This is a genomic window from Rhodococcus sp. CH91, assembly GCF_022554085.1.
GTDB lineage: Bacteria > Actinomycetota > Actinomycetes > Mycobacteriales > Mycobacteriaceae > Rhodococcus.
In genome coordinates, this window is record NZ_JAKFYR010000005.1 from 259,024 (window position 1) to 284,394 (window position 25,371).

General features: G+C 69.3%; 26 protein-coding genes, 1 pseudogene and 1 riboswitch. Of the genes and pseudogenes, 11 read left to right on the plus strand and 16 right to left on the minus strand.

Annotated features, from left to right (window positions below):
* Window positions 1-54: 54 nt before the first annotated feature.
* From MOM01_RS12385 to MOM01_RS12400, 4 genes are all read right to left on the minus strand, one after another.
* Complete coding sequence (locus MOM01_RS12385; RefSeq protein ID WP_241385727.1) at window positions 55-723, minus strand: DUF3239 domain-containing protein; 669 nt, start codon at window positions 721-723, stop codon at window positions 55-57.
* A gap of 42 nt (window positions 724-765) precedes the next feature.
* Window positions 766-2,424 carry a DNA repair helicase XPB gene (locus MOM01_RS12390; protein ID WP_241385728.1) on the minus strand — a complete coding sequence of 553 codons (1,659 nt, stop codon included), beginning with the start codon at window positions 2,422-2,424 and terminating at the stop codon, window positions 766-768.
* A gap of 131 nt (window positions 2,425-2,555) precedes the next feature.
* On the minus strand, window positions 2,556-2,714 hold the full coding sequence (locus MOM01_RS12395) for a hypothetical protein (RefSeq protein ID WP_241385729.1): 159 nt from the start codon (window positions 2,712-2,714) through the stop codon (window positions 2,556-2,558).
* Between the two features lie 23 nt (window positions 2,715-2,737).
* Window positions 2,738-2,905 (minus strand): hypothetical protein, encoded by a 168-nt coding sequence (locus tag MOM01_RS12400; protein WP_241385730.1) that lies wholly within the window; start codon window positions 2,903-2,905, stop codon window positions 2,738-2,740.
* Window positions 2,906-3,220: 315 nt separating this feature from the next.
* On the opposite strand from MOM01_RS12400, the pseudogene MOM01_RS23430 reads away from it, so the two are divergent.
* From MOM01_RS23430 to MOM01_RS12415, 3 genes and pseudogenes are all read left to right on the plus strand, one after another.
* Window positions 3,221-3,379: pseudogene (locus MOM01_RS23430) on the plus strand (FAD-dependent oxidoreductase); the annotation flags it as partial.
* 970 nt (window positions 3,380-4,349) lie between these two features.
* On the plus strand, window positions 4,350-4,715 hold the full coding sequence (locus MOM01_RS12410) for a hypothetical protein (protein WP_241385843.1): 366 nt from the start codon (window positions 4,350-4,352) through the stop codon (window positions 4,713-4,715).
* Entirely contained in the window at window positions 4,712-5,200 is a 489-nt protein-coding gene (locus tag MOM01_RS12415) for a hypothetical protein (protein WP_241385844.1), read from the plus strand. Before MOM01_RS12410 ends, MOM01_RS12415 begins: the two co-directional genes overlap by 4 nt.
* 22 nt (window positions 5,201-5,222) lie before the next feature.
* On the opposite strand, the gene MOM01_RS12420 is transcribed toward MOM01_RS12415, so the two are convergent.
* Window positions 5,223-7,502 carry a helicase-associated domain-containing protein gene (locus MOM01_RS12420; protein WP_241385731.1) on the minus strand — a complete coding sequence of 760 codons (2,280 nt, stop codon included), beginning with the start codon at window positions 7,500-7,502 and terminating at the stop codon, window positions 5,223-5,225.
* 59 nt (window positions 7,503-7,561) lie between these two features.
* Between MOM01_RS12420 and MOM01_RS12425 the strand changes: the two genes are divergently transcribed.
* Window positions 7,562-7,750 carry a hypothetical protein gene (locus MOM01_RS12425; protein WP_006551681.1) on the plus strand — a complete coding sequence of 63 codons (189 nt, stop codon included), beginning with the start codon at window positions 7,562-7,564 and terminating at the stop codon, window positions 7,748-7,750.
* A gap of 160 nt (window positions 7,751-7,910) precedes the next feature.
* Here the strand turns inward: MOM01_RS12425 and MOM01_RS12430 are convergent, their stop codons facing one another.
* The 3 genes from MOM01_RS12430 to MOM01_RS12440 all read right to left on the minus strand — a co-directional run bounded on the left by MOM01_RS12430 (window position 7,911) and on the right by MOM01_RS12440 (window position 9,605).
* The gene (locus tag MOM01_RS12430; RefSeq protein WP_241385732.1) at window positions 7,911-8,501 is read right to left on the minus strand and encodes a transglycosylase family protein; all 591 of its coding nucleotides are present in this window, start codon (window positions 8,499-8,501) and stop codon (window positions 7,911-7,913) included.
* Between the two features lie 10 nt (window positions 8,502-8,511).
* Window positions 8,512-8,686, minus strand: a riboswitch (cyclic di-AMP (ydaO/yuaA leader).
* Between the two features lie 287 nt (window positions 8,687-8,973).
* Entirely contained in the window at window positions 8,974-9,366 is a 393-nt protein-coding gene (locus MOM01_RS12435; protein WP_241385733.1) for a YccF domain-containing protein, read from the minus strand.
* On the minus strand, window positions 9,363-9,605 hold the full coding sequence (locus MOM01_RS12440; protein WP_241385734.1) for a hypothetical protein: 243 nt from the start codon (window positions 9,603-9,605) through the stop codon (window positions 9,363-9,365). Before MOM01_RS12440 ends, MOM01_RS12435 begins: the two co-directional genes overlap by 4 nt.
* A 191-nt stretch (window positions 9,606-9,796) precedes the next feature.
* Between MOM01_RS12440 and MOM01_RS12445 the strand changes: the two genes are divergently transcribed.
* Entirely contained in the window at window positions 9,797-10,207 is a 411-nt protein-coding gene (locus MOM01_RS12445) for a cold-shock protein (RefSeq protein WP_241385837.1), read from the plus strand.
* Between the two features lie 74 nt (window positions 10,208-10,281).
* On the opposite strand, the gene MOM01_RS12450 is transcribed toward MOM01_RS12445, so the two are convergent.
* From MOM01_RS12450 to MOM01_RS12460, 3 genes are all read right to left on the minus strand, one after another.
* Window positions 10,282-10,776 carry a DUF2771 domain-containing protein gene (locus MOM01_RS12450; protein ID WP_241385735.1) on the minus strand — a complete coding sequence of 165 codons (495 nt, stop codon included), beginning with the start codon at window positions 10,774-10,776 and terminating at the stop codon, window positions 10,282-10,284.
* A complete protein-coding gene (locus MOM01_RS12455; protein WP_241385736.1) occupies window positions 10,773-12,476 on the minus strand; it encodes an MFS transporter in 1,704 nt (567 codons plus the stop codon). The genes MOM01_RS12450 and MOM01_RS12455 overlap by 4 nt, the downstream gene beginning before the upstream one ends.
* A gap of 70 nt (window positions 12,477-12,546) precedes the next feature.
* A complete protein-coding gene (locus MOM01_RS12460; RefSeq protein WP_241385737.1) occupies window positions 12,547-13,362 on the minus strand; it encodes a glutaminyl-peptide cyclotransferase in 816 nt (271 codons plus the stop codon).
* A gap of 128 nt (window positions 13,363-13,490) precedes the next feature.
* On the opposite strand from MOM01_RS12460, the gene MOM01_RS12465 reads away from it, so the two are divergent.
* From MOM01_RS12465 to MOM01_RS12475, 3 genes are read left to right on the plus strand one after another with little or no spacing between them, the layout of a single operon-like run.
* On the plus strand, window positions 13,491-14,327 hold the full coding sequence (locus MOM01_RS12465; RefSeq protein WP_241385738.1) for a DUF3027 domain-containing protein: 837 nt from the start codon (window positions 13,491-13,493) through the stop codon (window positions 14,325-14,327).
* 1 nt (window position 14,328) lies between these two features.
* On the plus strand, window positions 14,329-17,187 hold the full coding sequence (locus MOM01_RS12470) for a sacsin N-terminal ATP-binding-like domain-containing protein (protein WP_241385739.1): 2,859 nt from the start codon (window positions 14,329-14,331) through the stop codon (window positions 17,185-17,187).
* On the plus strand, window positions 17,184-17,723 hold the full coding sequence (locus MOM01_RS12475) for a phosphatase PAP2 family protein (protein WP_241385740.1): 540 nt from the start codon (window positions 17,184-17,186) through the stop codon (window positions 17,721-17,723). Before MOM01_RS12470 ends, MOM01_RS12475 begins: the two co-directional genes overlap by 4 nt.
* 36 nt (window positions 17,724-17,759) lie before the next feature.
* Here MOM01_RS12475 and MOM01_RS12480 read toward each other — a convergent pair whose 3' ends face one another.
* A complete protein-coding gene (locus MOM01_RS12480; protein WP_241385741.1) occupies window positions 17,760-18,011 on the minus strand; it encodes a DUF2530 domain-containing protein in 252 nt (83 codons plus the stop codon).
* An 80-nt stretch (window positions 18,012-18,091) separates the two neighbouring features.
* Between MOM01_RS12480 and MOM01_RS12485 the strand changes: the two genes are divergently transcribed.
* From MOM01_RS12485 to MOM01_RS12495, 3 genes are all read left to right on the plus strand, one after another.
* Complete coding sequence (locus tag MOM01_RS12485) at window positions 18,092-19,561, plus strand: NCS2 family permease (RefSeq protein ID WP_241385742.1); 1,470 nt, start codon at window positions 18,092-18,094, stop codon at window positions 19,559-19,561.
* A 44-nt stretch (window positions 19,562-19,605) separates the two neighbouring features.
* Complete coding sequence (locus MOM01_RS12490; RefSeq protein ID WP_241385743.1) at window positions 19,606-20,037, plus strand: MarR family winged helix-turn-helix transcriptional regulator; 432 nt, start codon at window positions 19,606-19,608, stop codon at window positions 20,035-20,037.
* A gap of 139 nt (window positions 20,038-20,176) precedes the next feature.
* Window positions 20,177-20,983: a TrmH family RNA methyltransferase gene (locus MOM01_RS12495; RefSeq protein WP_241385744.1), complete on the plus strand. Its 807-nt coding sequence runs from the start codon at window positions 20,177-20,179 to the stop codon at window positions 20,981-20,983.
* 51 nt (window positions 20,984-21,034) lie between these two features.
* Here the strand turns inward: MOM01_RS12495 and MOM01_RS12500 are convergent, their stop codons facing one another.
* From MOM01_RS12500 to MOM01_RS12515, 4 genes are all read right to left on the minus strand, one after another.
* Window positions 21,035-21,733, minus strand: a complete 699-nt coding sequence (locus MOM01_RS12500) for a DUF6928 family protein (protein WP_241385745.1) — start codon at window positions 21,731-21,733, stop codon at window positions 21,035-21,037.
* Window positions 21,734-21,747: 14 nt separating this feature from the next.
* Entirely contained in the window at window positions 21,748-22,626 is an 879-nt protein-coding gene (gene sepH / locus MOM01_RS12505; RefSeq protein ID WP_241385746.1) for a septation protein SepH, read from the minus strand.
* Between the two features lie 232 nt (window positions 22,627-22,858).
* Window positions 22,859-23,980 carry a phosphoserine transaminase gene (serC, locus tag MOM01_RS12510; protein WP_241385747.1) on the minus strand — a complete coding sequence of 374 codons (1,122 nt, stop codon included), beginning with the start codon at window positions 23,978-23,980 and terminating at the stop codon, window positions 22,859-22,861.
* Between the two features lie 104 nt (window positions 23,981-24,084).
* A complete protein-coding gene (locus MOM01_RS12515) occupies window positions 24,085-25,212 on the minus strand; it encodes a citrate synthase 2 (RefSeq protein WP_241385748.1) in 1,128 nt (375 codons plus the stop codon).
* Between the last annotated feature and the right edge of the window lie 159 nt (window positions 25,213-25,371).

The window sequence follows — 25,371 nt, forward strand, 5'->3', positions numbered from 1 at the left end:
CCAGCGGACCGGCGTGGGTCTCCGGGCGACAATCCGGCGACCCACGCATCCGTGTCAGCGGAGTTCCGGGGGAAGATCCTTGCTCGCGAGTTCGAGACGGCGCTCGTCGGTCGCGTCGACCTCGCCGACCATCTTCAGCTTGTCCTTCAGCACGCGCCACTCCGCCTCGGGGATCTGTCCGACCGCATCCGCGATGACCTTCCGGTCACGGGTACCCCAGGCGATCGGCATCGGGCCGACCATCTGCCACATACCCGAGTCGTTGCGGGTCGTGCGGTCGGAGAGCACCGCAACGCACGGCACGCGCTCACCGATCGCCACCCGGTGACCGGGCACCGCCTCCACATTGCGGGTCACGAGCGCGAAATGCCGCGTCGAGGTCTCGGGTTTCGCGATGTCCACCAGCGCGAGCAGCGTCAGCCCCCGGGCGCGCTTCGCCGCGACGACGGCCGGGACGAGCGGGCTGTCGCGATAGAGCTGCTCGACGGTCCCGACCTTGCGAGGTGCCCACAGCCCGACCCACACCGAGGTCACGGCCGCCACGACCAGCACGGCGGCGACGATGTAGGACCAGCTCTGTCCGAGCAGTACGAGACCCACTGCGCCCGCGGTGCACGCAAGGGCGACGAACAAGGCGGACCACCGCAGACGACGGACGTCCGCGAGGGTCTGGTTCACGGCCTTGGCATGGGGGAGGTCCACGGGGAATTCGAAGCGGCGCACCCCACCAGCTTATGGGAGCGTTCATCTCGCCCCCGAGGGCGCTCAGCCGATCTGCGGGCCCAGCAGATCGTCGGCATCGGTGATCCGGTAGGCGTATCCCTGCTCGGCGAGGAACCGCTGCCGGTGCGCGGCGTATTCGGCGTCGAGGGTGTCTCGCGAGACCACCGAGTAGAAGTGCGCTTGTCCACCGTCGTGCTTGGGACGCAGCAGCCGGCCGAGCCGCTGGGCCTCCTCCTGACGCGACCCGAACGTCCCCGAGACCTGGATGGCGACCGATGCCTCCGGCAGGTCGATGGAGAAGTTCGCGACCTTCGACACCACGAGAACCTTCAACTCACCGGCACGGAACCGGTCGAACAGCGCCTCGCGTTCCTTCGTCTTCGTCGACCCCTTGATGACGGGAGCGTCGAGCGCGGCCCCGAGTTCGTCGAGCTGATCGATGTAGGCGCCGATGACGAGGGTGGGCGCATCGCCGTGCTGTGCCAGGATCGACTTCACCACCGGGATCTTCGTGCGTGCGGTCGAGCACAGCTTGTACCGCTCGTCGGGTTCGGCCACCGCGTAGGCCATGCGCTCGGCGTCGGTGAGGGTGACGCGGACCTCCACGCAGTCGGCCGGTGCGATCCAGCCCTGGGCCTCGATGTCCTTCCACGGCGCGTCGAACCGCTTCGGGCCGATGAGCGAGAAGACGTCGCCTTCGCGGCCGTCCTCGCGCACGAGAGTCGCGGTGAGACCGAGCCGTCGCCGCGACTGCAGGTCGGCGGTCATGCGGAAGACCGGTGCCGGCAGCAGATGCACCTCGTCGTAGATCATCAGGCCCCAGTCGCGCGAGTCGAACAACTCGAGATTGCGGTACTCACCCTTCGACTTGCGGGTGATCACCTGATAGGTCGCGATGGTGACCGGGCGGATCTCCTTCTTCTCCCCGGAATACTCACCGATCTCGTCCTCGGTGAGGGAGGTGCGGGCGATCAGTTCGCGTTTCCACTGCCGCCCGGCGACGGTGTTCGTCACCAGGATCAGCGTCGTCGCGCCGGCCTTCGCCATCGCTGCGGCCCCCACCATCGTCTTGCCGGCGCCGCAGGGCAGTACGACGACACCCGATCCACCGGCCCAGAACGAGTCGGCGGCCAGTTCCTGGTAGTCGCGCAGCTGCCACGGGTTGGTCTCGAAGTCCAGGGAGATGGCATGGGCTTCGCCGTCGACATACCCCGCGAGGTCCTCCGCGGGCCAGCCGATCTTCAGGAGCATCTGCTTGACGCGTCCGCGCTCGCTCGGATGCACGATCACGGTGTCGTCGTCGATACGGGCCCCGAGCATCGGGGCGATCTTCTTGTTCCGGAGCACCTCGGCGAGCACGGCGCGGTCGAGGCTCACCAGGGTGAGGCCGTGCGCGGGGTTCTTGACCAGCTGGAGCCGCCCGTAGCGGCTCATGGTGTCGACGATGTCGACGAGCAGCGCCTGCGGAACGGCGAATCGGGAATGCGAGACCAGCGCGTCCACGACCTGCTCGGCGTCGTGCCCCGCGGCACGGGCGTTCCACAGCGCCAGCGGCGTGATCCGGTAGGTGTGGATGTGCTCGGGGGCACGTTCGAGTTCGGCGAACGGTGCAATCGCCTGGCGCGCCGCGTCCGCACCCTCGTGGTCGACCTCGAGCAGCACGGTCTTGTCGGACTGGACGATGAGCGGTCCGTCGGCCACGAGTGCCTCCTGTGGGGGTGGAAAGTAGAACTTTCCCATTCTCCAGGTTCGGCCCGTACCTCGCCACCTTCGCCGTGTGCGGCCGTGCGCCCTCGGGGGGAACGCACGGCCGGATCGGCTACAGGGCGTGCTCACCGTGCGAGCGACTGCCGTACCTCCATCACGCACACGAGTGCCTCGGAGATCCCGGAGCGGTAGCCGGCGTCCTTCTCCGAGACGACCGGCCTCGAATCCAATTCCGACTCGAGGCGTTCCTGGATTCTGTCCAGGGCATGCAGTGTCCGCTTCATTTATCGCACCGTTTTCTCTTTTTTCAGGCCGGCTGTTTCATTGCTCCGGCACGTTCGTCGAGGACGAACACGCGTGCACGTGCCAACGCGGCGCGATATCCGAGCCGATATGCGTCGGTGCCCGATTCCCGATCGGACAGTGCACTGATTCTCTCGTACAGCGCTTCGAGCGCTGCGATCTCGATATCCATGTTCGGCAACAAGTTTCAGCTACGCTTCCGCTTGCGGACGAACTCTCCGGCTTCGGTCGCCTTCTGCCGCTTCTCCTGCCGGCGTTCCTTCAGGGACTTTGCGGGTTTTTTCGGATTCTTACCCTTGTCGGCCATTGTCGCTCCAACTTCGATGAACCAACCACTCGACAGATCCACACCATACGTCATTCGCAGGAAAAAGCCAGTCGCGCCGAATTCTTCTGTGCACCGGACGAACACGCCGAATTTTCCGCAGCGGGCCGGTCCGGAAAGCAGGGCACGCTTCCGTGCCGGCGCCCCTCTATGCTCTGCGCCATGTCATCGCAGAGCAGGGCGGGCACCTCGGGCGGCGAGGCTGTCGACGTCATCGTGGTCGGCAGCGGATTCGGTGGTGCGGTTGCGGCCCTGCGACTGGCGGAGCAGGGCCGCGAGGTCGTCGTGCTCGAACAGGGACGCCGGCACACCCGCGACGATGTCCGGGCGGCCCGGCGGGACCCTCGTCGCTATCTCTGGATGCCCGAGGCCGGGTTGCGCGGGTTCTTCTCCCAGCGCGTCCTCTCCCACGTCGGGATCATCGGGGGTGTCGGCGTGGGCGGAGGCAGCATCGTGTGGGCGGGTGTCCTGCTCGAACCGAAGGACGCCTTCTTCACCGACCCGGCCTGGCCGACCGTGCCGGACGGCTGGCGTGCGGAGTTGACCGAGCACTACCGCACGGCAGCGCGCATGCTCGGCCGTGCCACCGCGCCCGTCAAGGGGCCGATGGACGAGCAGCTCGAGAACGTCGCGCGACGGTCCGGTGCCGGCGAGACCTACGGTCCGACGCCGATGACGATCTTCTTCGGCGACGAAGGCGTCACCGTCCCCGATCCCTTCTTCGGGGGAGAGGGCCCGGATCGCACCGGTTGCGTTATGTGCGGTGGCTGCCTCGTCGGGTGCCCCTACGGCAGCAAGAACACGCTCGATCTCAACTACCTGTGGCTCGCGCAGCGACGGGGGGCCGTGATCCGCCCGGACAGCCGCGCGATGTCCGTCGCCGCCCTCGACGGCGGAGGGTACGAAGTGGAACTGGCCGACGGCGAACGCCTCCGGGCTCGGGAGGTCGTGCTCGCCGCGGGAGTTCTCGGCACCGTCGAGTTGCTGTTCCGGTCACGGGAGCGAGGGGGGCTGCCGAACGTCTCGGAGCGCCCCGGGGCCGGCGTCCGCACCAATTCCGAGGCGATCACCGCCGTGCTCGCCGACGACGTCGACGTCGATCTCACTCGTGGACCGACGATCTCGAGCGAGTTCTATCCGGACGAGCGGACCCACGTGACGCAGAACCGTTACGTCGGGGGGATGGCACCGGCTGCAACTCGGGCCGCTGGTGGACGGTGGCGATCCCCGTCTGCGGCGGCGGGCCGCGCTCCGGGCACTGGCCTCCCGGCCGGTCGTTCAGATACGAACGATGTTCGCCCGCAACTTCATCCAGCGTCTCAGTGTGTTCACGGTCATGCAGGACGTCGAGAACGAGATCCGGCTGGTGTTCGACCGGTCGCCGGTACGGCCCTGGCTGCGGGTCCTGCGCTCGCGTGCTGTGCCCGGCCTGCAGGCGCCGAGTTATCTGCCCCAGGCGAATGCCGTGGCGCGGGCGTTCGCGGAATCGATCGGTGGGCGGCCGCTGAATCTGCTGCTCGAGAGCATCGGTGGCAAGTCCATCACCGCGCACATCCTCGGCGGTGCCTCGATGGCCGAACGATTCGCGGCACGCTACGCCGAACGTCGAAGCGTGACCGAGAAGGACGCGCGCACAACCACATCGGAGATATCATGACGACACGAGACAGTGACGCCGCGGACGCCGTGCCGCGATCGACACGCGGACTGCGGAACCGGTTCCGCACCGCACACGCCGACGCGCTCCCCGCTGCCGGCACCTACCGGGCCGTCTTCGTCGGACCTGCCCTGTTGCGGGTCGCCGCGCCCCGTGCCATCGCGCTCGGTGGGATGCCCCGCTGGTACGGCAAGCGATTCGCCGGGGACGGTACCGCGGTGAACCTTCTCGCGGACACGGGCGGTGCGTTGTTACAGGAGAAACTGCCCATGCGCGTCGCGATCGCGCCGTCGTGGCTCGACGGCCACCCCGCGATCGTCGTGTCCTACGGGGCCGACGCGCCGGTCCCGTGGCGCTGGGTACGGGACGAGTTCCGGACTCTCGACGAGCGGACACTGCTGGGTCTCACCTTCGCCGCGACGCCCGCCTCCCGCGTCCTGGCCTCACCGTTCACCCTCGTGCGCGACCTTCCGCCCCACGCCTGACGAGGATGCGGCGCGTCCGGGGTCAGTCGATCAGCGCGACCGAGGTGACCCGGTGCAGGACGAAGCTGCGTACAGACTCGGTGGCCGGGTCGAACGCTTCCAACCGGCCGCCGCCCACCGAGATCGGGTCGACGATCCGGCGCGTCGCCACTCCCTGAGCGTCGACGTAGCCGAGCGTGATGCTGCGCTTGCCGTGGACGGCGAGCTGAAGAAGAGCGAGAGTCGCCGCGCCGCCCGAGCGACTGCCGTCACCGCGCGCCGATGCCGTCGGAGTCGCGGCCTCCGCACGGTTGCCGGCGCGGAGCGTACGCACCAGCGTGTCGAGTTGCTCGTCGCTCGGCGCGGTGGGTCCGGCATAACGGGCCCGGGCCCGGGGCATCGCCACGCGGGCGCCGCGCGGTCGCAGATCCACGATCGCTCCCGAGGCGTCCTCCCCGGCCGGGGCGAAACCTGCGGCCCGCAGTTCGGTGAGGACCTCGGCGAGAGGAGCCTGGGAGACGGCGACCGTGGGGGCGACCGCGTGCAACGCGAGGTTCGCGGCCACCGGAGCGGACAGCACCTCGGCGAGCAGTGCCGGGTCGTCCGCGCGCACGAACGAACTCGCGACGCCTGCCCGCAGACGTCCGTGGCGACGCGCGACATCGTCGATCAGATAGGTGAGCGACTGCGGCACCGGTGTGCGGGAATGCGTCGCGAACAAGTGGTGCAGGTCGCTCGCCCCCAGGCCGGCATCGAGGGCGCGTCGCACACTGGCGTCACCGATGCGGTAGACGGTCGCGGCCCCGGCCGATTCGATATCCGCCACGAGCGCGATCCGCTCGGCCAGTTCGGGTACCAGCGGGCCGGGAGCGACGACGGTGAGATCCGCCTGCACGAGGACGTGGTCGACGGGCTCGGGCAGAACGGCCGACATCTCGGCTTCGGCGTCGCCGCCGTGCAGCAGCGCCTTCCCCGGAGACGCGAGCACGCCGTGCGCGACGAGCCCGAGGGCCGTGGCCTCACGAACGGTCTCGACGACGCCGGCCGTGTCGAAACGGCCCGCCCAGCGGGGGCGGCGCCAGGCCGCGGCGGCGCGGAGGTCGCTCACGTCCGAACCGGCCGCAGGTATCTCGGACAGGACATCGAGCAGCAGTCGCCGGTCGCGGGCAGCGGTAGGGGACTTGACCTCGTCGGAGAGCGCGGCGACGGGCTTGTCGTTCTGATCTCGCCGGCCGATCAGCCAGGGGCGACGCGGCAGGTCGAGCCATGCCCCTGCAAGCACCGCCCAGCGGTAGGCGGGGGAGGCCGCGAGCCAGGAATCGGTCGCGGTGGTCGGGGCCCAGTGATCGTCGTCTCCGGGGGTGGGCGGGTCCGGTAGGCCCCGTGCGATCAATCCGGCACCGGCGAGCACCTCGACCGCCAGGGCCGTCTCCTGGTCGTCGAGACCGACCTCCTTCCCGAGGCGATGCAGCTCACGGACACCGAGGCCGCCGGCCTTGAGAACCGGGGCGGGCTGCGCGCCGAGGGCCTCGAGGACGTCTTCGCAGTGCCGCAGGAGTTCGAGGGCGGCACCGGCGGCGGTCGCGTTGACGTCGGAGGCGGGCCGGTTCGTCTTCGGTGCACGCGGGGGTGTGAGCGCCGCGGGGTCGAAGGGTGCCTCGTCGCGCAGGGCCTGCCCCACCCGGTGGGGGAGCTCGACGGTTTCGTCGTCGAGGCGGATCAGCAGTCCGGCGGAGATCAGCTGCCGGACGGGCCGGTCGGCCGGGGTCTCCGGTGCGGCATCGCGCGTGCGGCCGATGGGGGAGGTGCGGGCGAGTGTGTCGAGGATGCTGCGTTGCTCCGGCGGCAGGGAGGCGAGCATGTCGTCGAGTTCCCGGCGGGTCGGGCCCTCGATGTCGCGGCTGCGGCCCACCCTCCACGGAACGGCGTCCACGGCGGCGGCGACGAGTCGCAACTCGTCGTTCGTCCCCCATACGAGCAGCAACGAGCGCAGCGTCGCGAGGGTCCGGTCGAGATTCCTCGCGGTGATCCGGCCGGACACCTCGTCGAGCACGGCGGCGCGAGTGACGGGAGACGCGACGGCACCGAGACGCGACAGCACCTCGATGATCCCGAAGGCGGCGGTGTCGAGGTCGTCGGCCGCACGGAAAACCGAAGCGCGCTGCTGCGCTCGGTTGGCGAGCACGGTCATGTTCGCAGGTGGCGGCACCACGAGGTCGGGTCGGGCGCGCAGGGAGGCGGCCAGGTCCGTGTCACGACGATCTGCCAGCCAGCGGGCGAGCGAGTCCGAGGCGGTGTCGGGAGCGGGCGTGGTCGGAGACATCCTCCCCAGATTAGAGACCTGCGGTAGCAGGCCCCGAACTCACCTGCCAAAATGAGGTCATGGCTACCTCTTCGAAGAAGCATTACGTGGACCACGGATGGCCCGAGCTGGCCGACGGCGAGCATGCGGTCACAGAGTTGTCGTCCACACGCTCCGGTCCGCTCTCGCCCTACGGTGAGGACACCGTGTTCCCCCTGCCGGTCGAGGATCTGCCCTACACGCACCCGAAGACGGTGATCAACCGCTAGTCGGAGACGACCGGCGGCGCCCGGAACGCCGTGACGTACTGCGCCCGGCCCCTGTGTGGGCCGGGCGCAGTCGTATGCCGCCGAACACGCTCCCGTTCGAGACGCACGAAGGGCCTCACACCGGTGCGGTGTGAGGCCCTTCGGAGGCTGTTGCCGACTGTTACTGCGGCAGCACGGCGCGGACGGCGTCGAGGATGTTCGGATCGAGCTCGACACCCGCGTCCTGCAGCGCGGTGACTCCCTGCTCGAAGCCGGCGAGGATGCCCTGGACCTCCGCGGGAAGCGCGGGGGCCTCGGGAAGCTGAGGAACCGGGTTGCTGGTGACCGGTGCCGGGGTCTCGGCGGGAGCGCTGGGGACCGCATCGATGCTGCGCTGCGTGGGCGAGCTCGACAGGCCGAGGCTCGAGGAGCAGGAGGGCCATGCGCCCCAGCCCTGGCCGGCGAGGACACGCTCGGCGACGGCGATCTGCTGCTCGCGGCTCGCCTGGTTGGCGGTGGCCGCGTATTCCTGGCCGCCGTAGGCATTCCAGGTGCTCGGCGAGAACTGCAGTCCGCCGTGGTAGCCGTTGCCGGTGTTGATTCCCCAGTTGCCGCCGGACTCGCACTGCGCGAGGCGGTCCCAATCGGAGTCGGGGGCTGCGGCGGCAGTGCCGCTGAAGGCGACACCCGTGACGCCGAGGACTGCGCCCGTCAGCGCGAACTTCGCGACGGTACGACCGGTGTTCGTGGGCTTGCGATGGCGTCCGCTCATGTCGGTTCCGTGTTCCTCTCCGTACGCACCTACGAGGTCAGCTGTCGGGTTCGGGCTGAAGAGGGTCGCCCGGCCGTGTCGCTCCGTTGGGAGTTCTGCGGCTTCACCCCTAGGGCCGTCGCGGTTGCGTCGGCCCGGGCCTCCTGGACACCGTCCGGTTGTGTGCCGATCGGTTCCTGGGAGACCGGTGGGTCCCCCGTTTCCTGTCCCATTGGGATCGTTCGTCGGGACTTCCGGAACCACGGGACAGGAATTTGGCGCGGCGGTTCCGGACCGGCCGAACCAGGCGGTTCGACCGGACATGACGGTAACGGTTCCGGGGGGCGAGTGTCACCAATTGATAACGCGCCCCGCGGCGACACCGAGCGTCGCGGGGCGCGTGTCCTGGCGCGGAACTCGCAGGTAGTGGAGTTCGTGTACCCGAAATGTCGATTCGAGTCCCCGCCGTTACCCCCTCGTTATGTGATAAAGATCACATGTAACTCGGGCGTGAATCCACGGGGACGATCTCCCGGCCGAGCGGCATGAGGGAGATCGGGATCATCTTGAGGTTCGCGACGGCCAGCGGGATGCCGATGATCGTGACCGCCATGGCGAGGGCGGTGGCGATGTGTCCGAGGGCCAGCCAGATGCCGGCGACCAGGATCCAGATGACGTTGCCGATCAGCGACGCGGCGCCCGCAGTCGGCTTCTCGACCGTCGTCTTGCCGAACGGCCACAGCGCATAGACGCCGATCCGGAAGGACGCGATCCCGAACGGGATGGTGATGATGAGGATGCAGCAGATCAATCCGGCCAGGAAGTAGCCGAGCGCGAGCCACAGACCGCCGAAGATCAGCCAGATGATGTTGAGAACGATCCTCACGTACGGTCTCCGTTCCGTGCGCGCCGGCCCGAGCGCAGCGCGAATGCGATGGCGAGCGCGAAGCCCAGCGGCCACGCGAGGGTCAGCAGATACAGCACGAGTCCGGGCGTACCGTCGGTGAGCACCGGCGTGAGGAAGATCGCGACGACCGCGACGACGCCCACGGCGAAACACGCGACTGCGGCTTTCAGCAGGCCGTTACGCGGGGTGGCAGACGAATCCGAAGAAGAAGTACCCACGCGACCACGGTAGTCGCCGGGAGCGGGATCGTGTCGTGCGGTGGCACACGGACGATGCGGGGGGAGCAGTGGGCCTGCGGGTACACTGGGAGATGTTCACGCGTCCCGCTCGGCCGAGTCGGGGCGCGTTGTTTTGCATAGCAAACGGGTTGCCCCGCGGGGGCACAGCTGTCGAGGAGCGGGTGAGCGCGGTGCCGACCGGCAAGGTGAAGTGGTACGACGTCGAAAAGGGCTTCGGCTTCCTGTCCCAGGACGAAGGCGAGGACGTCTACGTGCGCGCCTCCGCGCTCCCCGAAGGAGTCGAGGCGCTCAAGCCGGGACAGCGCGTCGAGTTCGGCATGGCGGTGGGGCGACGGGGCCCGCAGGCGCTCAAGGTCGAGATCCTCGAGCAGCCCACCCTGCGGCAGGGCAGCCGTCGTGAGGCTCCTCCCCAGCAGAAGCGCCGTGCACCCGACGAACTGCACGGCATGGTCGAGGACATGATCAAGCTGCTCGAAGCGGCTGTCCAGCCGGATCTGCGGCGCGGGCGCTATCCCGACCGCAAGACGGGACAGCGCATCTCGGAGGTCATGCGGGCGATCGCGCGCGAACTCGACCACTAGCGCGTCGCCACAGACGACGAGAGGCCGCCCTCGGCACGGAGCGAGGGCGGCCTGTCGTCGTTCGGAGCAGGGCGTCAGAAGGTCTTGATCGCCCACACGGCGTGCGCGATCGGTTCGCCGGCCTCGTCGACCACGGCCGACGGGAGCTGGATCTCGATGCCGAGCAGTTGCAGATCGGGGTCGCTGGGCACGGTCAGGGCCCGGCGAGCGCCCGCCTCGAACATCGCCCCGTCGACGTACGTCTGGCCGGTCTGCATGTCGCCGTAGACGGTGATGATGCGCCAGGGGGCATCGGTGATCTCCGCGGGAAGCGACAACTGCAGCGGATAACCCGCAGGCACGTCGAGCTCGCCGATCGGGTTCTCCACACAGTCCTCGAGGTAGAGATTGCAGTACTGCGCAGGTTCGACCGCTACGGTCTCGCCCCGTGCGTACGCGGTGAGCGACGGAAGCCCGGGCTCGGCCGAATCGACCAGCTTCCACACGGTGGCGGCGACTCCAGCTACCACGATCACCAGGGCCGCCAGTACCAGTGCGAGAGTCTTCTTCGTCCGAGCCTGCAAGGTCATCGATTCCAATCTTCTGTGGGGGATCCGCCGGAAGGTTTCCGTTGCCCGGCGGTTGTTTCGGAGCCGGGACGGAACCGCCGCTCGGCAGGAGTCTCGGTGGAGACCCGCTCGGGTCTCCGGCCACCGAATCCCGGCAGCAATGTCCCCCCACGGTAGGTCAGCGCCGTCTGGGCGAATCCGACCACCAGCACGACCGAGACGACCGTGAAGCCGAGCCACAGTTCGGTGGGCAGCAGGACGCCCATCGCACCGCCGAACACCCAGCTGAGCTGAAGAACCGTCTCCGACCGCCCGAAGCCCGAGGCGATCGACTCCTCCGGGAGGTCCTGTTGCAGCGAGGCGTCGAGCGAGACCTTGGCCAGTGCGCTGGCGCACGCCGCGACGAGCGCCGCCAGCGCGGCGGCCAGGACGTTTCCGGTGGCGGCGACCACCGCGGCCACGATCACGACCGCGGCCGTGCAGCGCACGACGATCAGCGCCGGCCGCCCGAGCGCGAGTCGCGCTCCGGTCGCGTTGCCCGCGAAGTTGCCGACTGCGGCGGCGGCACCGACACCACCGAGCATCGCGGCCTGCATGAGCGGATCCTGGCCCGTGGTGTTCTTCGCGACGAAGGCCATGAACAAGGTCAGGAAGCCGGTGAGGATCCGGATAGTGCCGTTACCCCACAGACCCGTGACCACCGCCCGTCCGAGCAGTTGTCTCCGCTTCCCCGACTTGGTGACGATCACCTCGGTCACGGTGTCGGAAGCCAGGACCTCGGTCCGCGCATCGGAGCGGTGGTACGACAGCGTCGCCGGCACCTCACCCTCGGTGACCTCGACCCAGGCCGGGATGCGCATGCTCAGATAGGCGCCGAATGCGGTGATTCCCGCGCACAGCCACAAGGCCCCGGCCGAACCGAACGCCCATGCCGCGGCCGCGGCCACCGCACCGGCACCGATGGTGCCGCCGACCAGGCCGAAGACCGTCAGCCGGGAGTTGACCCGCACGAGGTCGATCTCCGGTGGCAGCACACGTGGGGTCACCGCCGATTTGAGCACCGCGAACGACTTGCTCAGGACCATCATTCCCAGCGCGGCCGGATACAGCAGCCAGCTGTCGAAGTTGAACACCAGGACCACCGCGAGCACCGTCCGCAGCGCGAACGAGGTCGCCAGCGCGAGCCGACGGCCGTGCTGGAGTCGATCGAGCAACGGCCCGATGAGCGGAGCGATGATCGCGAACGGCGCGATGGTGATGAGCAGGTACAGCGCGACCTTCGTCTTGTCCTCGCCGGTTGCCGCCGAGAAGAAGAGCGTGTTCGCGAGAGCGACGGCGATGGCCGCGTCCGAGGCGAAGTTCGCCATCGTCGCGTACGTCAGTGCCGTCAGCCCCGATTTGTCGGCACCGTCGGCCGTGGCCGCCCGGCGGAAGGTCGCGATGCCCTTCGACGTCAGCTCCCGGCTGCGCAGGGCCGCGACCCGCGTCACGGTCAGCTTCCGCGGCATGCGGGGAGCACGCGGGGTGTCGGAGTCCGGTCTGGCCTCGGCACGACCCGTCTCGGGCCGACGAGGATCCTCCACCGGGTGCAGCGGTGGCAGCGGAGTGCGGCGGCCCGCGACACGTCGGGGCGGGGGATAGTTGCTGTACCCCGGATGCTGCGAACCCGGGGCACGGCGCTCCGGCCCTTCGTGGGCGGGTCGCTCGTCCGGTTCGGTCACGTCTTCGATTCTTCCCCACGCGGTAGTGGTCGGAGCACAAGGGCGGGTCGGGATCGGTATGCCACTCCTGTCACGGCACGAAACGCACTTCGAACAGGCTCGGCCAGTACTTCCCCGTCACCAGGAAGCGATCGGTTCCCGGGACCGAGGCGATGCCGTTGAGGACGTCGACCTCCGCCCCGTCGGGGAGCAACTCCCTCAGCGGTGCCGCGTCGATCCGCGCGTCCACCCGCCCGGAGTCCGGATCGATCCGCACGATCTCGTCCGTCTGCCAGATGTTCGCGTAGACCTTCCCGTCCTCCGCGCATTCGAGTTCGTTGAGGTCCGAGACCGCGCGCCCCTCCCGGTGCACCGTGACGCGGCCGAGTTCGCCGAAGGTGGAGGGGTCACGGAAGATCAGATCCGCCGAGCCGTCGCTCATGACGAGACGCCCGGGTTGCGAGCACAGCCCCCACCCCTCGCCGTCGTAGTCGACGCGGCGCTGTTCGAGCAGAGTGCCGCGGTCGCGGACGATGGCCACCCCGTCTTTCCAGGTGAGCTGCCACAGATCGTCGCCCACCACGGTGATGCCCTCGCCGAACAGATCGCCGGGGACCGGGACGCGGGTGCGTTCCGTCGCGTCGAGCACGGTGTTCACCCCGGAGACGTCGATCGGCCGGGCGGCCACCCATGATCGTCCGGCCCGGCCGGTGCCTTCGATCAGTTCCCCGTCGTCGATCTCGAGGCCCTGGGTGAACGCGCCGGGATCGTGGGGATGTGTGGCCACGACCTCCACCCGCAGTTCGGTGGCCGGCGGACCGGGTTCGGCGACGAGCTCACTGCCGCAGCCGGTGACGGCGGCACAGACGACGACCGCGACTGCGGCGACGGGACGAAGACAGGGCACGTGCCCATCCTGCATCGGCGCGTGACCGGCGCTCCGCATGTCTTGCGCGACCCGCGGGCGCCGGAGCCGACAGGTCAGGCAGAATGGGGGCCGTGAGTGTTGCGTCTGCTTCCCGAGGAACGAACCCCGTGGTCGATCCGGCGGTGCGCTCCGTGCTCGCCGACGCCTCGGATCTCGCCCGAGCAGCGCTCGACGAGCTCGGGGACGGTGGAGTCGGCGCCTATCTGGGTGTGACGGGTGAGGACGAGTGCTCGGCGACCCACCGTTTCGCCGCCGAGCTGCCCGGTTACCGCGGATGGCAGTGGGCCGTGGTGGTCGCTGCCGCACCGGACTCCGACCGGGTGACGGTGAGCGAACTCGCTCTCCTGCCCGGTCCGGACGCGCTGATCGCGCCGGCGTGGGTGCCCTGGAACGAGCGGATCCGGCCGGGCGATCTCGGTCCCGGCGACCTGCTCGCTCCCACCCCCGGCGATGTGCGGCTGGTACCCGGATACATGGAGTCCGGCGATCCCGAGGTCGACGAGACCGCACTCGAGATCGGTCTCGGCCGCAAGCAGGTCATGAGCCGCGAGGGTCGGCTCGAGGATGCGCAGCGGTGGTTCGAGAGCGAATACGGCCCGGACTCGGACATGGCGAAGGCCGCCCCCTCCTCGTGCTATCTGTGCGGCTTCTACCTGCCGCTCGCCGGCTCGCTGGGCGCCGCCTTCGGCGTGTGCGGAAACGAGTTCTCGGCCGACGGTCACGTGGTGCACGCCGAGTACGGGTGCGGTGCCCACTCCGACACGACCCTGCCCACCGGCGCCGGATCGCCGCTGTACGAGGCGTACGACGACGCGGCGGTCGAGCTCGTCGAACTCGTCCCGCCCTCCTCGCCTGCCACCGAGCCGTCGGCCGACTCCGATGCCGGGACATCCACCGATTCCGTCACCGAGACGTCCCCTTCCGAACCGGAACAGACCGACTGACGTGTCCCGGCCGGACCCCGCGGATCCGTTCGGGACCGCGGCGTTGCGAGAGGGGATCGTCGCCGCCTGGTCCTCGTCGCCCACACGCCTGCGCGAAGACGCCGCCACGGAGTCCGACCATGTCCGTGCCGGTTACCGCGACCGCGTCCTCACCGAGCTGGCCCAGAACGCCGCCGACGCTGCGGCACGCGCCGGAATTCCGGGTGAGCTGCGGGTACGTGTCGCCGATGGCCGGCTGCACGTCGCGAACGTCGGTGAACCGCTCGACGTGGGCGGTGTCCACGCGCTGACGGCGCTGCGTTCGTCGAACAAGATGCGCTCGTCGGACGAGAACGGTGCCGACTCGACGGTGGGACGGTTCGGTGTCGGCTTCACCGCAGTCCTGTCGATCTCCGACGACATCGAGGTGCGGTCTCGCACCGGCTCGATCCGGTTCTCGGCCGAGCGGACCCGCGCGGTGCTCGCCGAGCACGACCTGCCGGAACCGGAGTCCGGTGTCCCCGTGCTGCGCCTGGTCTGGGCGACCGCGGCACCTCCCGTGCCCGGCAGCGACACCGAGATCGTGCTGGCCTTGCGTGCAGGGATCGACCCGGCCGCCGTGCTCGGCACCTTCCGCTCCGAGGCCTACAACATTCTGCTCGAACTCCCGGGGCTGCAGACCGTCGTCATCGGTGACGACGAGTTCACCCGTCACGACCGCGAACTGGGCAACGGCCTGGTGGAGGTGCGGATCGACGCGGTCACCGACCGGTCTGCGGTGCCGGAGGAGCGCACCTGGTGGCAGTTCACCGGACCTTCGGCACGATGGCTCGTGCCCGTCGTCGACGGCCGGATCGAGCCGGTGGGTGAGGACGTACTGCGTGCTCCCACCCGGTCCGACGAGGAACTGTCCCTGCCCGCGCTCGTCATCGCGGACGTCGCCATGCAGCCCGATCGGCGGCGTGTGCTGCCCGGTGCCCGGGTCGAGGACGTCGCCCGCGGCTACGCACAGTTCGTTGCGGCGCTGCCCGCCGAGCATCGCCTCGACCTCGTCCCCGTCCCCGGCTTCGCACGCAGCGAGGTCGACGGGCGTATCCGCGAGGCGATCCTCGAGGAACTGCGCTGCCGCCCGTGGCTCCCGGCAGCCGACGGCCGGGCCGACCTCGTGCCCGACCGGGCTGCCGCCCTTCCCAGCCTCACCGACACGCTCGCGGACGTACTCGGTGAGGTGGTGCCGGGGCTCGTCGTCCCCGAAATGTGCCGCCCGCGGCATGCGGCCGCGCTCGCGGCCGTCGACGTCCACCGCCTCGGCCTCGCGCGACTCGCCGATCTGCTCTCCGGGCACGAGCGTCCACCGAAGTGGTGGAACCGGCTGTACGAGGCGCTGACCCCGCTCGTCGTCGATGCTGTGACTGCCGAGGAACTCGCGTCGCTCCCGGTCCCGTTGTCGGACGGCCGTACGGTGACCGGTCCTCGTACCACCGTTCTCGCAGCGCAGCTGCAGGAGCTCGGGCCGATGTCGATGCCGTGGGTGCGGCTCGTGCATCCCGACGCCGCGCACCCGCTCCTCGCCCGGCTCGGTGCCGGCACCGTGACCGCCGAGGACCTGCTCTCGGATCCCGCGCTCGTCGCAGCCGTCGAGGACGCCGACCCCGACGACACCGAGCTCCACGGCGACCTTCCGGCGGGGACACTCGCCGATGTCGTCCTGCGGCTGGTGCCCGCCGTCCCCGCAGCCGCCGTGCCCCGTGAACTCGGGTCGTTGCTGTTGCCCGACACGCACGGCGACCTCGTCCCGGCCGACGAACTCCTGCTCCCCGGTGCACCTCTCGCGGAGGTCCTGGTCGAGGATGCGCCCTTCGGCACCGTCGACCGGGCCGTGGTCGACCGGTACGGGCCGGATGCGCTGCGCGCGATCGGGGTGGGCTGGGGCTTCACGGTCCTGCGCTCCGATCTGCCCACCGGACCCGATCACGATCTTCCCGGCGAGGAAGCGTGGTGGGAGCGGCTCGAGGACGATCCCGACACGCTGGTCGCGGTGCGCGACCTCGACCTCGTCGACGATCGTCGCTGGTCGCGAGCGCTGACCCTGCTGGCGGCCGACCCTGTGACCGCCGAGACTCTCGCCGATCCCGCCGGCTACACGGCGTGGTATCTCCGCACCCACGCCGTCCTCGACGGCAGGCCGCTCGGGCATTTCCGCTTCGCCGACGACACGATCTTCGACGGGCTGCTCGACCCCTGCACCCACCCCGATGCCTCCGTCTTCCGCGGTGCTCTGGCCGGAACGGCGATCGACGGCATCGACCTGGCGCAGACTCTGCTCGACCGGCTCGCGGATCCGGGCCGGTCACCGGGCCCGGCCGCGGTCGTCGCCGCCCACAGTGCGCTCGCCGCGGCATTCGCCACCGGCGGTCTCGATCCGGAGTCGGTCACGCTGCCCGACAGTGTGCGCAGCCTGTCCGGCGCCGTCGTCGATGCCGCGCACGCGATCGTGCCGGACGATCCCTGGTTCGCGAATGCGATCCCGCACGACCGACTCGTCCTCGGCGGCCCGGGCACCGCACACGACCTCGCGGACGTGCTCGACATCGCCGTGGCCTCCGCGGTGATCGAGGCGGAACCGGCGGACCGCGGCCGTCGCTCCACCTGGGAGCGTGAACCCGCGGCGGTCCTGGCGGGAATCGTCACGGGGGTGCCGCTCCCACGTGGGGAATTCGTCCTGCACGACCGCCTCACGGTGCGGTGCTCGGGCGCCCTGACCGGTGAGATCCCGGTCGAATGGTGGGTCGACGCCACCGGCACCGTTCACAGCACGCCGCACGGACTGCCTGCCGCGCTCACCGCTCTTGCCCGTCCCGGCCCGAGAACCGGGCCGTGACGTTCGACGTCACGGTGCTCGACTGGATGGTGGCGATCCGCGAGCCCTGGCTGACCACCGCGATGACCGTCCTCACCTACACGGGCGGGGGAATCGCGACGAGCCTGATCGCGGCGGCGGCAACACTGCTGCTCATGCGGGCGGGTCGCCTGCGCGACGCCGTCTTCGTGGCCGGAGCGGTGTTCACCGGCTGGCCCGTGATGACCTTGCTCAAGCATCTGTTCGGGCGTGCCCGCCCGCCCGAGCCCGAACGGCTGCTCGTCCTGCAGAGCGAATCGTTCCCGTCCGGACATGCGATGACGAGTGCCGTCCTGGCGACGGTGCTCGTCGCGGTCGCGATGCACACATGGCCGCGCGGTGATCGGCGCCGGACGATCGCGACAGCCGCGCTCGCAACGTACACCCTGGTGATCGGGTTCTCACGTGTCTATCTGGCGGCGCACTGGCTCACCGACGTCGTCGCAGGCTGGATCTTCGGGATCTTCTGGGCGCTGGGATGGGTGTGGTTGATCACTCGGCAGCGGATACACCGGTGACGCCACTCACGCCTGTCGCGCACCCCGGTGGGGGACTCAATCCAGGCCCACCTGGGCGCCGCGGTCACCGCGGCGGGCGGAGCGGCGCTGGAGGAGGTAGAGGGCAGTTCCCAGTAGTCCCACCAGGATTCCGGCCAGACACACCGGTAGCGCGTCGTCCCGTAGTTCACCGCCCACCGCCAGTACGACGACGGTCGCCACCACCCACAGTGCGGTTCCCACCGCGAGGGCGGGGCGGGGGTCGGCGAGACGCCGGATACGGGCTGCGACGAGCTGGGCGGGTTCCACGGATTGCAGATTAGTTCCTCCGCGCTGCAATAATCGTTCCCCGTTGCGACGCCCCGTACTCGACGAGCGGAATTGTGGACATGGCCGTAGGCACCGACTCCAAGCGAACGTCCTTTCTGGACGCCTATTTCAAGATCACCGAGCGCGGTTCGACCGTGTCCCGGGAAGTGCGCGGCGGCATCGTCACGTTCTTCGCGATGTCGTACATCGTGGTTCTCAACCCGTTGATCCTCGGTAGCTTCTCCGCCGACGACGCGAGCGCCAAGGTGGACGTGATGGGCAACATCCTGCCCATCAACCAGGTCGCCGCCGTCACCGCGCTGGTCGCCGGCTTCATGAGCATCGTGTTCGGCGTCGTCGCCAACTATCCGTTCGCGATCGCGGCCGGTCTCGGCATCAACAGCCTGCTCGCGGTGACCATCGCGCCACAGGTCACCTGGCCCGAAGCGATGGGCCTGGTGGTCATCGACGGCATCATCATCGTCGTGCTGGCCCTGACCGGCTTCCGCACCGCGGTCTTCAACGCCATCCCGCCGGAACTCAAGGCCGCCATCGCCGCCGGTATCGGTGCGTTCATCGCGATGATCGGTCTCGTCGACGCCGGTTTCGTCCGGCGCGTCCCCGACGCCGCCGGAACCACCGTGCCGGTCGGGCTGGGGATCGACGGGTCGATCGCCTCGTGGCCGACCTTCGTCTTCGTCGTCGGTGTGTTGCTGATGGGTGTGCTGGTCGCGCGCAAGGTGCGCGGTGGACTGCTGATCGGCATCGTCGTCACCACGATTCTGTCCATGATCATCGAGGCCATCACCGATGTCGGTCCGTCGCTGGGCACCAACCCCAAGGGCTGGAACCTGAGCACCCCGGAGGCGCCCGACTCCTTCTTCGGCATCCCGGATCTGAGCCTCGTCGGCAATGTGGACCTGTTCGGCGCGTTCACCCGCATCGGCGTGATCGCCGCGACGCTGCTGGTGTTCACCCTCGTCCTCGCGAACTTCTTCGACGCGATGGGCACCATGACGGGCCTGGGCAAGGAAGCCGAGCTGGCCGACAAGAACGGCAACCTGCCCGGCATCGGCAAGGCCCTCGTCGTCGAGGGCGCCGGCGCCATCGTCGGTGGCGGTGCCTCGGCCTCCTCGAACACGGTGTTCGTCGAGTCGGCGTCCGGTATCGCGGAAGGTGCCCGCACCGGCCTGGCGAATGTGGTCACCGGTCTGATGTTCCTGCTCGCGATGTTCCTGACCCCGCTGTACGAGGTGGTCCCGATCGAGGCCGCCGCTCCGGCGCTCGTGGTGGTGGGCGCACTGATGATCGCTCAGGTCCGCGACATCGACTTCTCGAAGTTCGCGGTGGCGCTTCCGGCCTTCCTGACCATCATGGTCATGCCGTTCACCTACTCGATCGCCAACGGCATCGGCGTCGGCTTCATCACCTGGGTCGTCCTCCACGCGGCGAGCGGCAAGATCCGCACCATCCATCCGCTCCTGTGGGTCGTCGCGGTGTTGTTCACCCTGTACTTCGCAGTCGATCCGATCACCGAACTACTCACGTAGGCAGTCGCCGCGAGGTATGGCCGGTGTGACGTATTCTGCACGCCATGATCTCGGATACACGCGCACTCGCAGGTGACCTCTCGCTCGCCGTAGTGCGTCTGACGCGTCATTTACGGGGGAGACGCACCGATTCCCGAGTTTCCCTGACCCAGATATCGGCGATGGCCACCCTTGCTCAGGAGGGGGCGATGACCCCGGGGGCGCTGGCGGCGCGCGAGCGCGTCCAGCCCCCTTCGATGACGAGAGTCATCGCTTCCCTCCACGAGCTCGGGCTCGTCGAGCGGACACCGCACCCGACGGACGGACGGCAGATCATCGTGACGCTGTCCGACGCCGGCAAGGAGCTGCTGGACGACGAGGCGCAGGCACGCGAAGCGTGGTTGACCGAACGTCTCGAGAAGCTCGATCCCGACTCGCTCGGGACGCTACGCGAGGCGGTGGGAATCCTCACGGCGATCGTCGCGGAAGACGACTGACCGCACCGCGGTCGAAGACGACTGACCGCACCGCGGTCGAAGACGACTGACCGCACCGCGGTCGAAGACGGCTGACCGCACCGCGGTCGAGAACCCGCCCCGGTGCGAGGGAGCGGGGGCTCGCTGGGAGAATGACCCGGTGGTTCACGTCATCGACATCGACGATCCCTCCGACTCCCGGCTCGACGACTTCCGAGATCTCAACTCGGCGGATCGTCGGCCCGACCTTCCCGGGGGCAAGGGACTGGTGATCGCCGAAGGCGTGCTCGTGGTCCAGCGCATGCTCGATTCGCGCTTCGCACCGACGAGTCTGCTCGGGGTCGATCGGCGGCTGTCCGAACTCGCCGACGATCTGCGGGACGTCGACGTGCCGTTCTACCGCACCGACGCCGGGACCATGGCCGAGGTCGTCGGGTTCCATCTCAACCGGGGCGTGCTCGCGGTCGCCCATCGCCCTGCGCCGCCGGCACTCGACGACGTTCTCGACAAGGCGAACACGATCGCTGTGCTCGAAGGGGTCAACGACCACGAGAACATCGGCTCGATGTTCCGCAACGCGGCCGGTCTCGGAGTGGACGGGGTGCTCTTCGGGAAGGGCTGCGCCGACCCCCTGTACCGGCGGGCGGTGCGCGTGTCGATGGGGCACGTCCTGCGAGTTCCGTTCGCACATGTGGACAGGTGGCCGGACGATCTCGATCTGTTGCGCGACAGGGGATTCCAGTTGATCTCCTTGACTCCGGATCCGGAGGCGATCCCACTCGCGGAGGCGATGACGGGGGAGAAGGTCGCACTGCTGCTCGGCGCCGAGGGACCCGGCCTGACCGAACACGCGATGCGGGCGACCGATGTGCGCGCCCGGATTCCCATGGCCCCCGGCACCGATTCGCTCAACGTGGCCACCGCGGCTGCGATGGCCTTCTACGAGCGGGTCCGGATTCCTCGCTGACCTCCCGCGCACGAGCCGGTTTCCACTCGTGGGGACCGGACGTTCCGATCGCTACCGCGTTGCCAGGCGCCGCCACCACGCAATCCTCGGGGCGGCCGGTACCGAGACCCGCAGCACCGGACTGCGCAGGGCGAAACTCCACATCCGGATCTCGCGGGGGTCGGGTTCGGTGTCGCGGCGACCGACATAGCGGAATCCGAGCCACGCGCCGTGGGCCTCCTCGACGAGTTTGCGGGGGTGGAAGGGCAGCGACTGGGGAGGCGGGGGGACGTCCGGGGGCCAGCGCAGCGGATGCTCGCCCGCCCAGAACGGGCGTTCCCACACGAACGGCAGTCCGTCGTCCTCGAAGAACTCCACGGTGCTGGCCCCGAACGCCCGCCGGAGCCTGCCGCATTCCCACGCGGCGAACGACCCCCACGCACCCGGCGGATCGGACGCGAGCAGGTAGGTGCGTTCCGAGGCGGGCGTGCGCAACCACATCGACGGCAGTTCCGAGGGGCGCCGCAGCCTGAAGCGAGGACCCGACACGACCGTCACTCCGGGATAGCTGCCGACCCAGATCCGTTCGGCATCCTCCTCGTGTCCTCCGGCGTCGGTGAGGGGTACGCACTCGCCGGGATCGACCCGGCGGTCCGGGAACAGACGTGAGAGAAGTGCGTGCGCGGCGTCGCGATCGGGGGAGAACTCTCGCAGGACCGCTGCCGGATCAGGAGCGTCGACGTACCACAGCGTCGACACGGACGCCGACATCGCCGGCGACTTCCTCAGGCGCGTCCGTTGCTGCGCACACCGAGCAGCACGTCGTCCCAGGAGGGGAGCGCGGGCTTGCCCCGCTTGTCCTTCGCGGGAGCCTGCGACGTGCGTGATGCCTCGGTGTCGTCCTGGACGTCGGGCACCGTGACGGCGACGGCGGTCTCCTCGGCGGGGACCGGTGCCGGGGCGGACTCCTCGACGACGGGGGCCTCGAGCGGAATGGGCGCCGACCGGGCGGAGTTCTCGATCTCCGTGGAGTCGTCGACGTCGCGAGCCGAGTAGACGGGAGTCAGGTAACGCAGCGGGCGACCGCAGTCCGGATCGACCAGATCCGCGGCGATGTCGTCCAGCGCGGTGATCGTGCCGCCGTGTGCGTCCGGCTGATACCGCCAGTGGGCGCGATTCGTGGAACGGCCGGCATGCCACCGCAACTGCGCGACCCAGAAACCCTCGTCGTCGCGCCAGGCGTCCCACACGGCCTCGTCGAGGCTGTGGCCGCGGGCGCGGAAGGCCTGCGTGACGATGTCGATCAGGGTCTCGACCGTGGGGCCGTCGGGGCGGACGGGATGCCCTTTCTTGGCCATGTCCGCGGCCCGGGACCGCTCGAGCAGAACGGGATAGGCGAATCGTTCGACCTTGGCGACCGGGATCCCGGCTTCCTCGGCGACCTGCTCGACGGAGGCACCTCCGCGGATGCGGGCCTGGATCTCGCGAGGGCGGAGCTGGCTGGTCGTCTCGATCTGGATCTGACCGAGCCGGGCCAGATCGCCGCGAGCAGCCGCGCGCAGGGTGTCGTCCACGGGAATGCGGAACTTGTCCCCCGTTGTGGGATCGGCGAGCACCACATGCTTTGCATCGGGCTCGAGACCGACCACTCGAAGCTCTCGCACCTTGACCTCCTCGCGCCGATCGCGATTGACCCGCCCGACTGTAACCGACCTTGTACTTTTTCGTGGCCGGACACGCCGCGCCACGCCGTGCGCCATCGCGGGAAATCCGACGCGGCGCGTTATCGTCCAGGGTTCGCCGAAATGTCTCGATCCGAGGTCGAGACTCCGCCGACAGTGGGGCCGGGTCCGAGATCGGACCCGGCCCCACATCGTGCCGTGGTGCGGTCTGTGCTCAGAGCTGGGAGACGACCCAGTCGATGCTCTTGGTCAACTGCGTGACGTCTTCGGGGTCGATGGCCGGGAACATACCGATGCGCAGCTGGTTGCGACCGAGCTTGCGGTAGGGCTCGGTGTCGACGATCCCGTTGGCGCGCAGGATCTTCGCGACGCGGGCGGCGTCGATCGAATCGTCGAAGTCGACGGTTCCCACGACCTGCGAGCGCAGTGCGGGATCGGTGACGAAGGGCGTCGCGTACTCGGAGGCGTCGGCCCACTCGTACAGGCGCGAGGACGAGTCCTTCGTGCGAGCGACGGCCCAGTCGAGCCCGCCGTTGCCGTTGAGCCACTCGATCTGGTCGAGGAACAGCAGCAGCGTGGCCAGCGCAGGCGTGTTGTAGGTCTGATCCTTCGAGCTGTTGTCCACGGCGATCGGCAGCGAGAGGAACTCGGGGGTGTAGCGACCCGTCGCCTCGATCTCGGCGACGCGCTCGAGCGCTGCCGGGCTCATCAGAGCGATCCACAGACCACCGTCGGCGGCGAAGCACTTCTGCGGAGCGAAGTAGTACACGTCGGCGTCCGAGATGTTCACCGGCAGACCGCCGGCACCCGAGGTGGCGTCGATCGCGATCAGAGCGTTGTCGGAACCGGCAGGCCGCTGCACGGGCACCGCGACACCCGTGGAGGTCTCGTTGTGCGCCCAGCCGATGAGATCGGCCGAGGCGTCGGCGACGATCTCGGGGGCGGAGCCGGGCTCCGAACCCACGACGATCGGATCACCGACGAACGGGTTCTTCTTCGCGACCGTCGCGAACTTGGACGAGAACTCGCCGTAGGTGAAGTGCTGCGAGCGCTCCCGGATCAGGCCGAAGGCAGCTGCGTCCCAGAACGCGGTGGTGCCACCGTTGCCGAGCACGACCTCGTAGCCGTCGGGCAGCGAGAACAGCTCGCGCAGACCCGAGCGGACACGGGCGACGACATCCTTGACCGGCTTCTGCCGGTGGCTGGTGCCGAACACCGAAGCGCCGACATCGACCAGCGACTGCAGCTGCTCGGGACGAACCTTGGACGGGCCGCAACCGAAGCGGCCGTCCGCAGGCTTCAGGTCGGTGGGAATGATCGGTGAAGCGTCTGCCATCGGAATGCGTGTCCTAAGCGTCGAGGGACATGGTGCACAGGTAGTCTAGACCGCCCCGCCGGACCCCCGGCCGGGCGCTCACCCTGCACCGACAGGACGAAGGGTCAGCGATGTCGGATCGAATCCCAGCCGACGACCTCGGACGCGGATCGCGGATCCGGACCGGTGTAGATGGCAGCGGGACGCACGAGCCTGCCCAGGCGCTTCTGTTCGAGGATGTGCGCGCACCAGCCGGCGGTGCGTCCGCAGGTGAACATCGCGGGCATCATCGCGGCGGGCACCTCCGCGAAGTCGAGGATCACCGCGGCCCAGAACTCGACGTTGGTCTCGATCGCCCGATCCGGGCGGCGTTCGCGCAGCTCGGTCAGGGCGGACTGCTCGAGCGCGGCCGCTGCCTCGAAGCGCGGAGCGTTCAGGCGCTGCGCGGTGGCGCGCAGTACCCGGGCGCGCGGGTCCTCGGCGCGGTAGACGCGATGACCGAAACCCATGAGCTTGTCCTTGCGGTCGAGGATGCCCTTGACCAGCGCGCGCGGATCGCCGGTGCGCTCGGTCTCCTCGATCATCGGCAGCACCCGGGCCGGGGCTCCGCCGTGCAGCGGACCGGACATCGCGCCGACGGCACCGGACAGCGAGGCGGCCGCGTCGGCGCCGGTCGAGGCGATGACCCGGGCGGTGAACGTCGACGCATTCATCCCGTGCTCGGCGGCCGAGACCCAGTAGGCGTCGATCGCCTCGACGTGCTTGGGATCGGGATCGCCCTTCCAGCGCACCATGAACCGTTCGGTGACGGTGGACGCCTCGTCGACGCGCTGCTGCGGCACGGCGGGCTGGTAGATGCCGCGGGCGGACTGGGCGACATAGGACAGGGCCATCACTGCGGCGCGGGCGAGATTGTCGCGGGCGGTGGCGTCGTCGATGTCGAGCAAGGGACGGAAGCCCCAGATGGGTGCGAGCATCGCGAGGCCGGCCTGGACGTCGACGCGCACGTCGCCGGTGTGGATCGGCAGCGGGAACGGCTCGGCCGGATGCAGGCCACGGCCGAACTCGCCGTCGACGAGCAGTGCCCACACGTCGCCGAAGGTCACGCCCTTCTCGACGAGCTCTTCGATGTCGACCCCGCGATAGCGCAGTGCGCCACCGTCCTTGTCGGGTTCGGCGATGTCGCTCGTGAAAGCGACCACGCCTTCGAGTCCTGCGACGAAATCTTCGGGAATTGACGCGCGCGCTGCCATGACGGTTGGGCTCTCCTCGTTCGAGCACGGCCCGGTCCGAGCCGCACTGTCGGTGGAATGAGGACACCGTCGGGTTGTGACCGGCGCCCCACTCGGGTCGTCGCCGAAAACTGTAGTCCTCATGGTCTCCCCGCGACCCGTCGACCGCCCGGAGTAGCG

What these genes read in the sequence shown, in the direction of transcription:
- MOM01_RS12400 (WP_241385730.1), bottom strand. Translation starts at nt 2,905, where the DNA reads ATGGATATCGAGATCGCAGCGCTCGAAGCGCTGTACGAGAGAATCAGT.
- MOM01_RS12485 (WP_241385742.1), top strand. Translation starts at nt 18,092, where the DNA reads ATGGCCGTAGGCACCGACTCCAAGCGAACGTCCTTTCTGGACGCCTAT.
- MOM01_RS12410 (WP_241385843.1), top strand. Translation starts at nt 4,350, where the DNA reads ATGTTCGCCCGCAACTTCATCCAGCGTCTCAGTGTGTTCACGGTCATG.
- MOM01_RS12420 (WP_241385731.1), bottom strand. Translation starts at nt 7,502, where the DNA reads ATGTCTCCGACCACGCCCGCTCCCGACACCGCCTCGGACTCGCTCGCC.
- MOM01_RS12395 (WP_241385729.1), bottom strand. Translation starts at nt 2,714, where the DNA reads ATGAAGCGGACACTGCATGCCCTGGACAGAATCCAGGAACGCCTCGAG.
- MOM01_RS12515 (WP_241385748.1), bottom strand. Translation starts at nt 25,212, where the DNA reads ATGGCAGCGCGCGCGTCAATTCCCGAAGATTTCGTCGCAGGACTCGAA.
- MOM01_RS12490 (WP_241385743.1), top strand. Translation starts at nt 19,606, where the DNA reads ATGATCTCGGATACACGCGCACTCGCAGGTGACCTCTCGCTCGCCGTA.
- serC (WP_241385747.1), bottom strand. Translation starts at nt 23,980, where the DNA reads ATGGCAGACGCTTCACCGATCATTCCCACCGACCTGAAGCCTGCGGAC.
- MOM01_RS12415 (WP_241385844.1), top strand. Translation starts at nt 4,712, where the DNA reads ATGACGACACGAGACAGTGACGCCGCGGACGCCGTGCCGCGATCGACA.
- MOM01_RS12450 (WP_241385735.1), bottom strand. Translation starts at nt 10,776, where the DNA reads ATGACCTTGCAGGCTCGGACGAAGAAGACTCTCGCACTGGTACTGGCG.
- MOM01_RS12430 (WP_241385732.1), bottom strand. Translation starts at nt 8,501, where the DNA reads ATGAGCGGACGCCATCGCAAGCCCACGAACACCGGTCGTACCGTCGCG.
- MOM01_RS12500 (WP_241385745.1), bottom strand. Translation starts at nt 21,733, where the DNA reads ATGTCGGCGTCCGTGTCGACGCTGTGGTACGTCGACGCTCCTGATCCG.
- MOM01_RS12425 (WP_006551681.1), top strand. Translation starts at nt 7,562, where the DNA reads ATGGCTACCTCTTCGAAGAAGCATTACGTGGACCACGGATGGCCCGAG.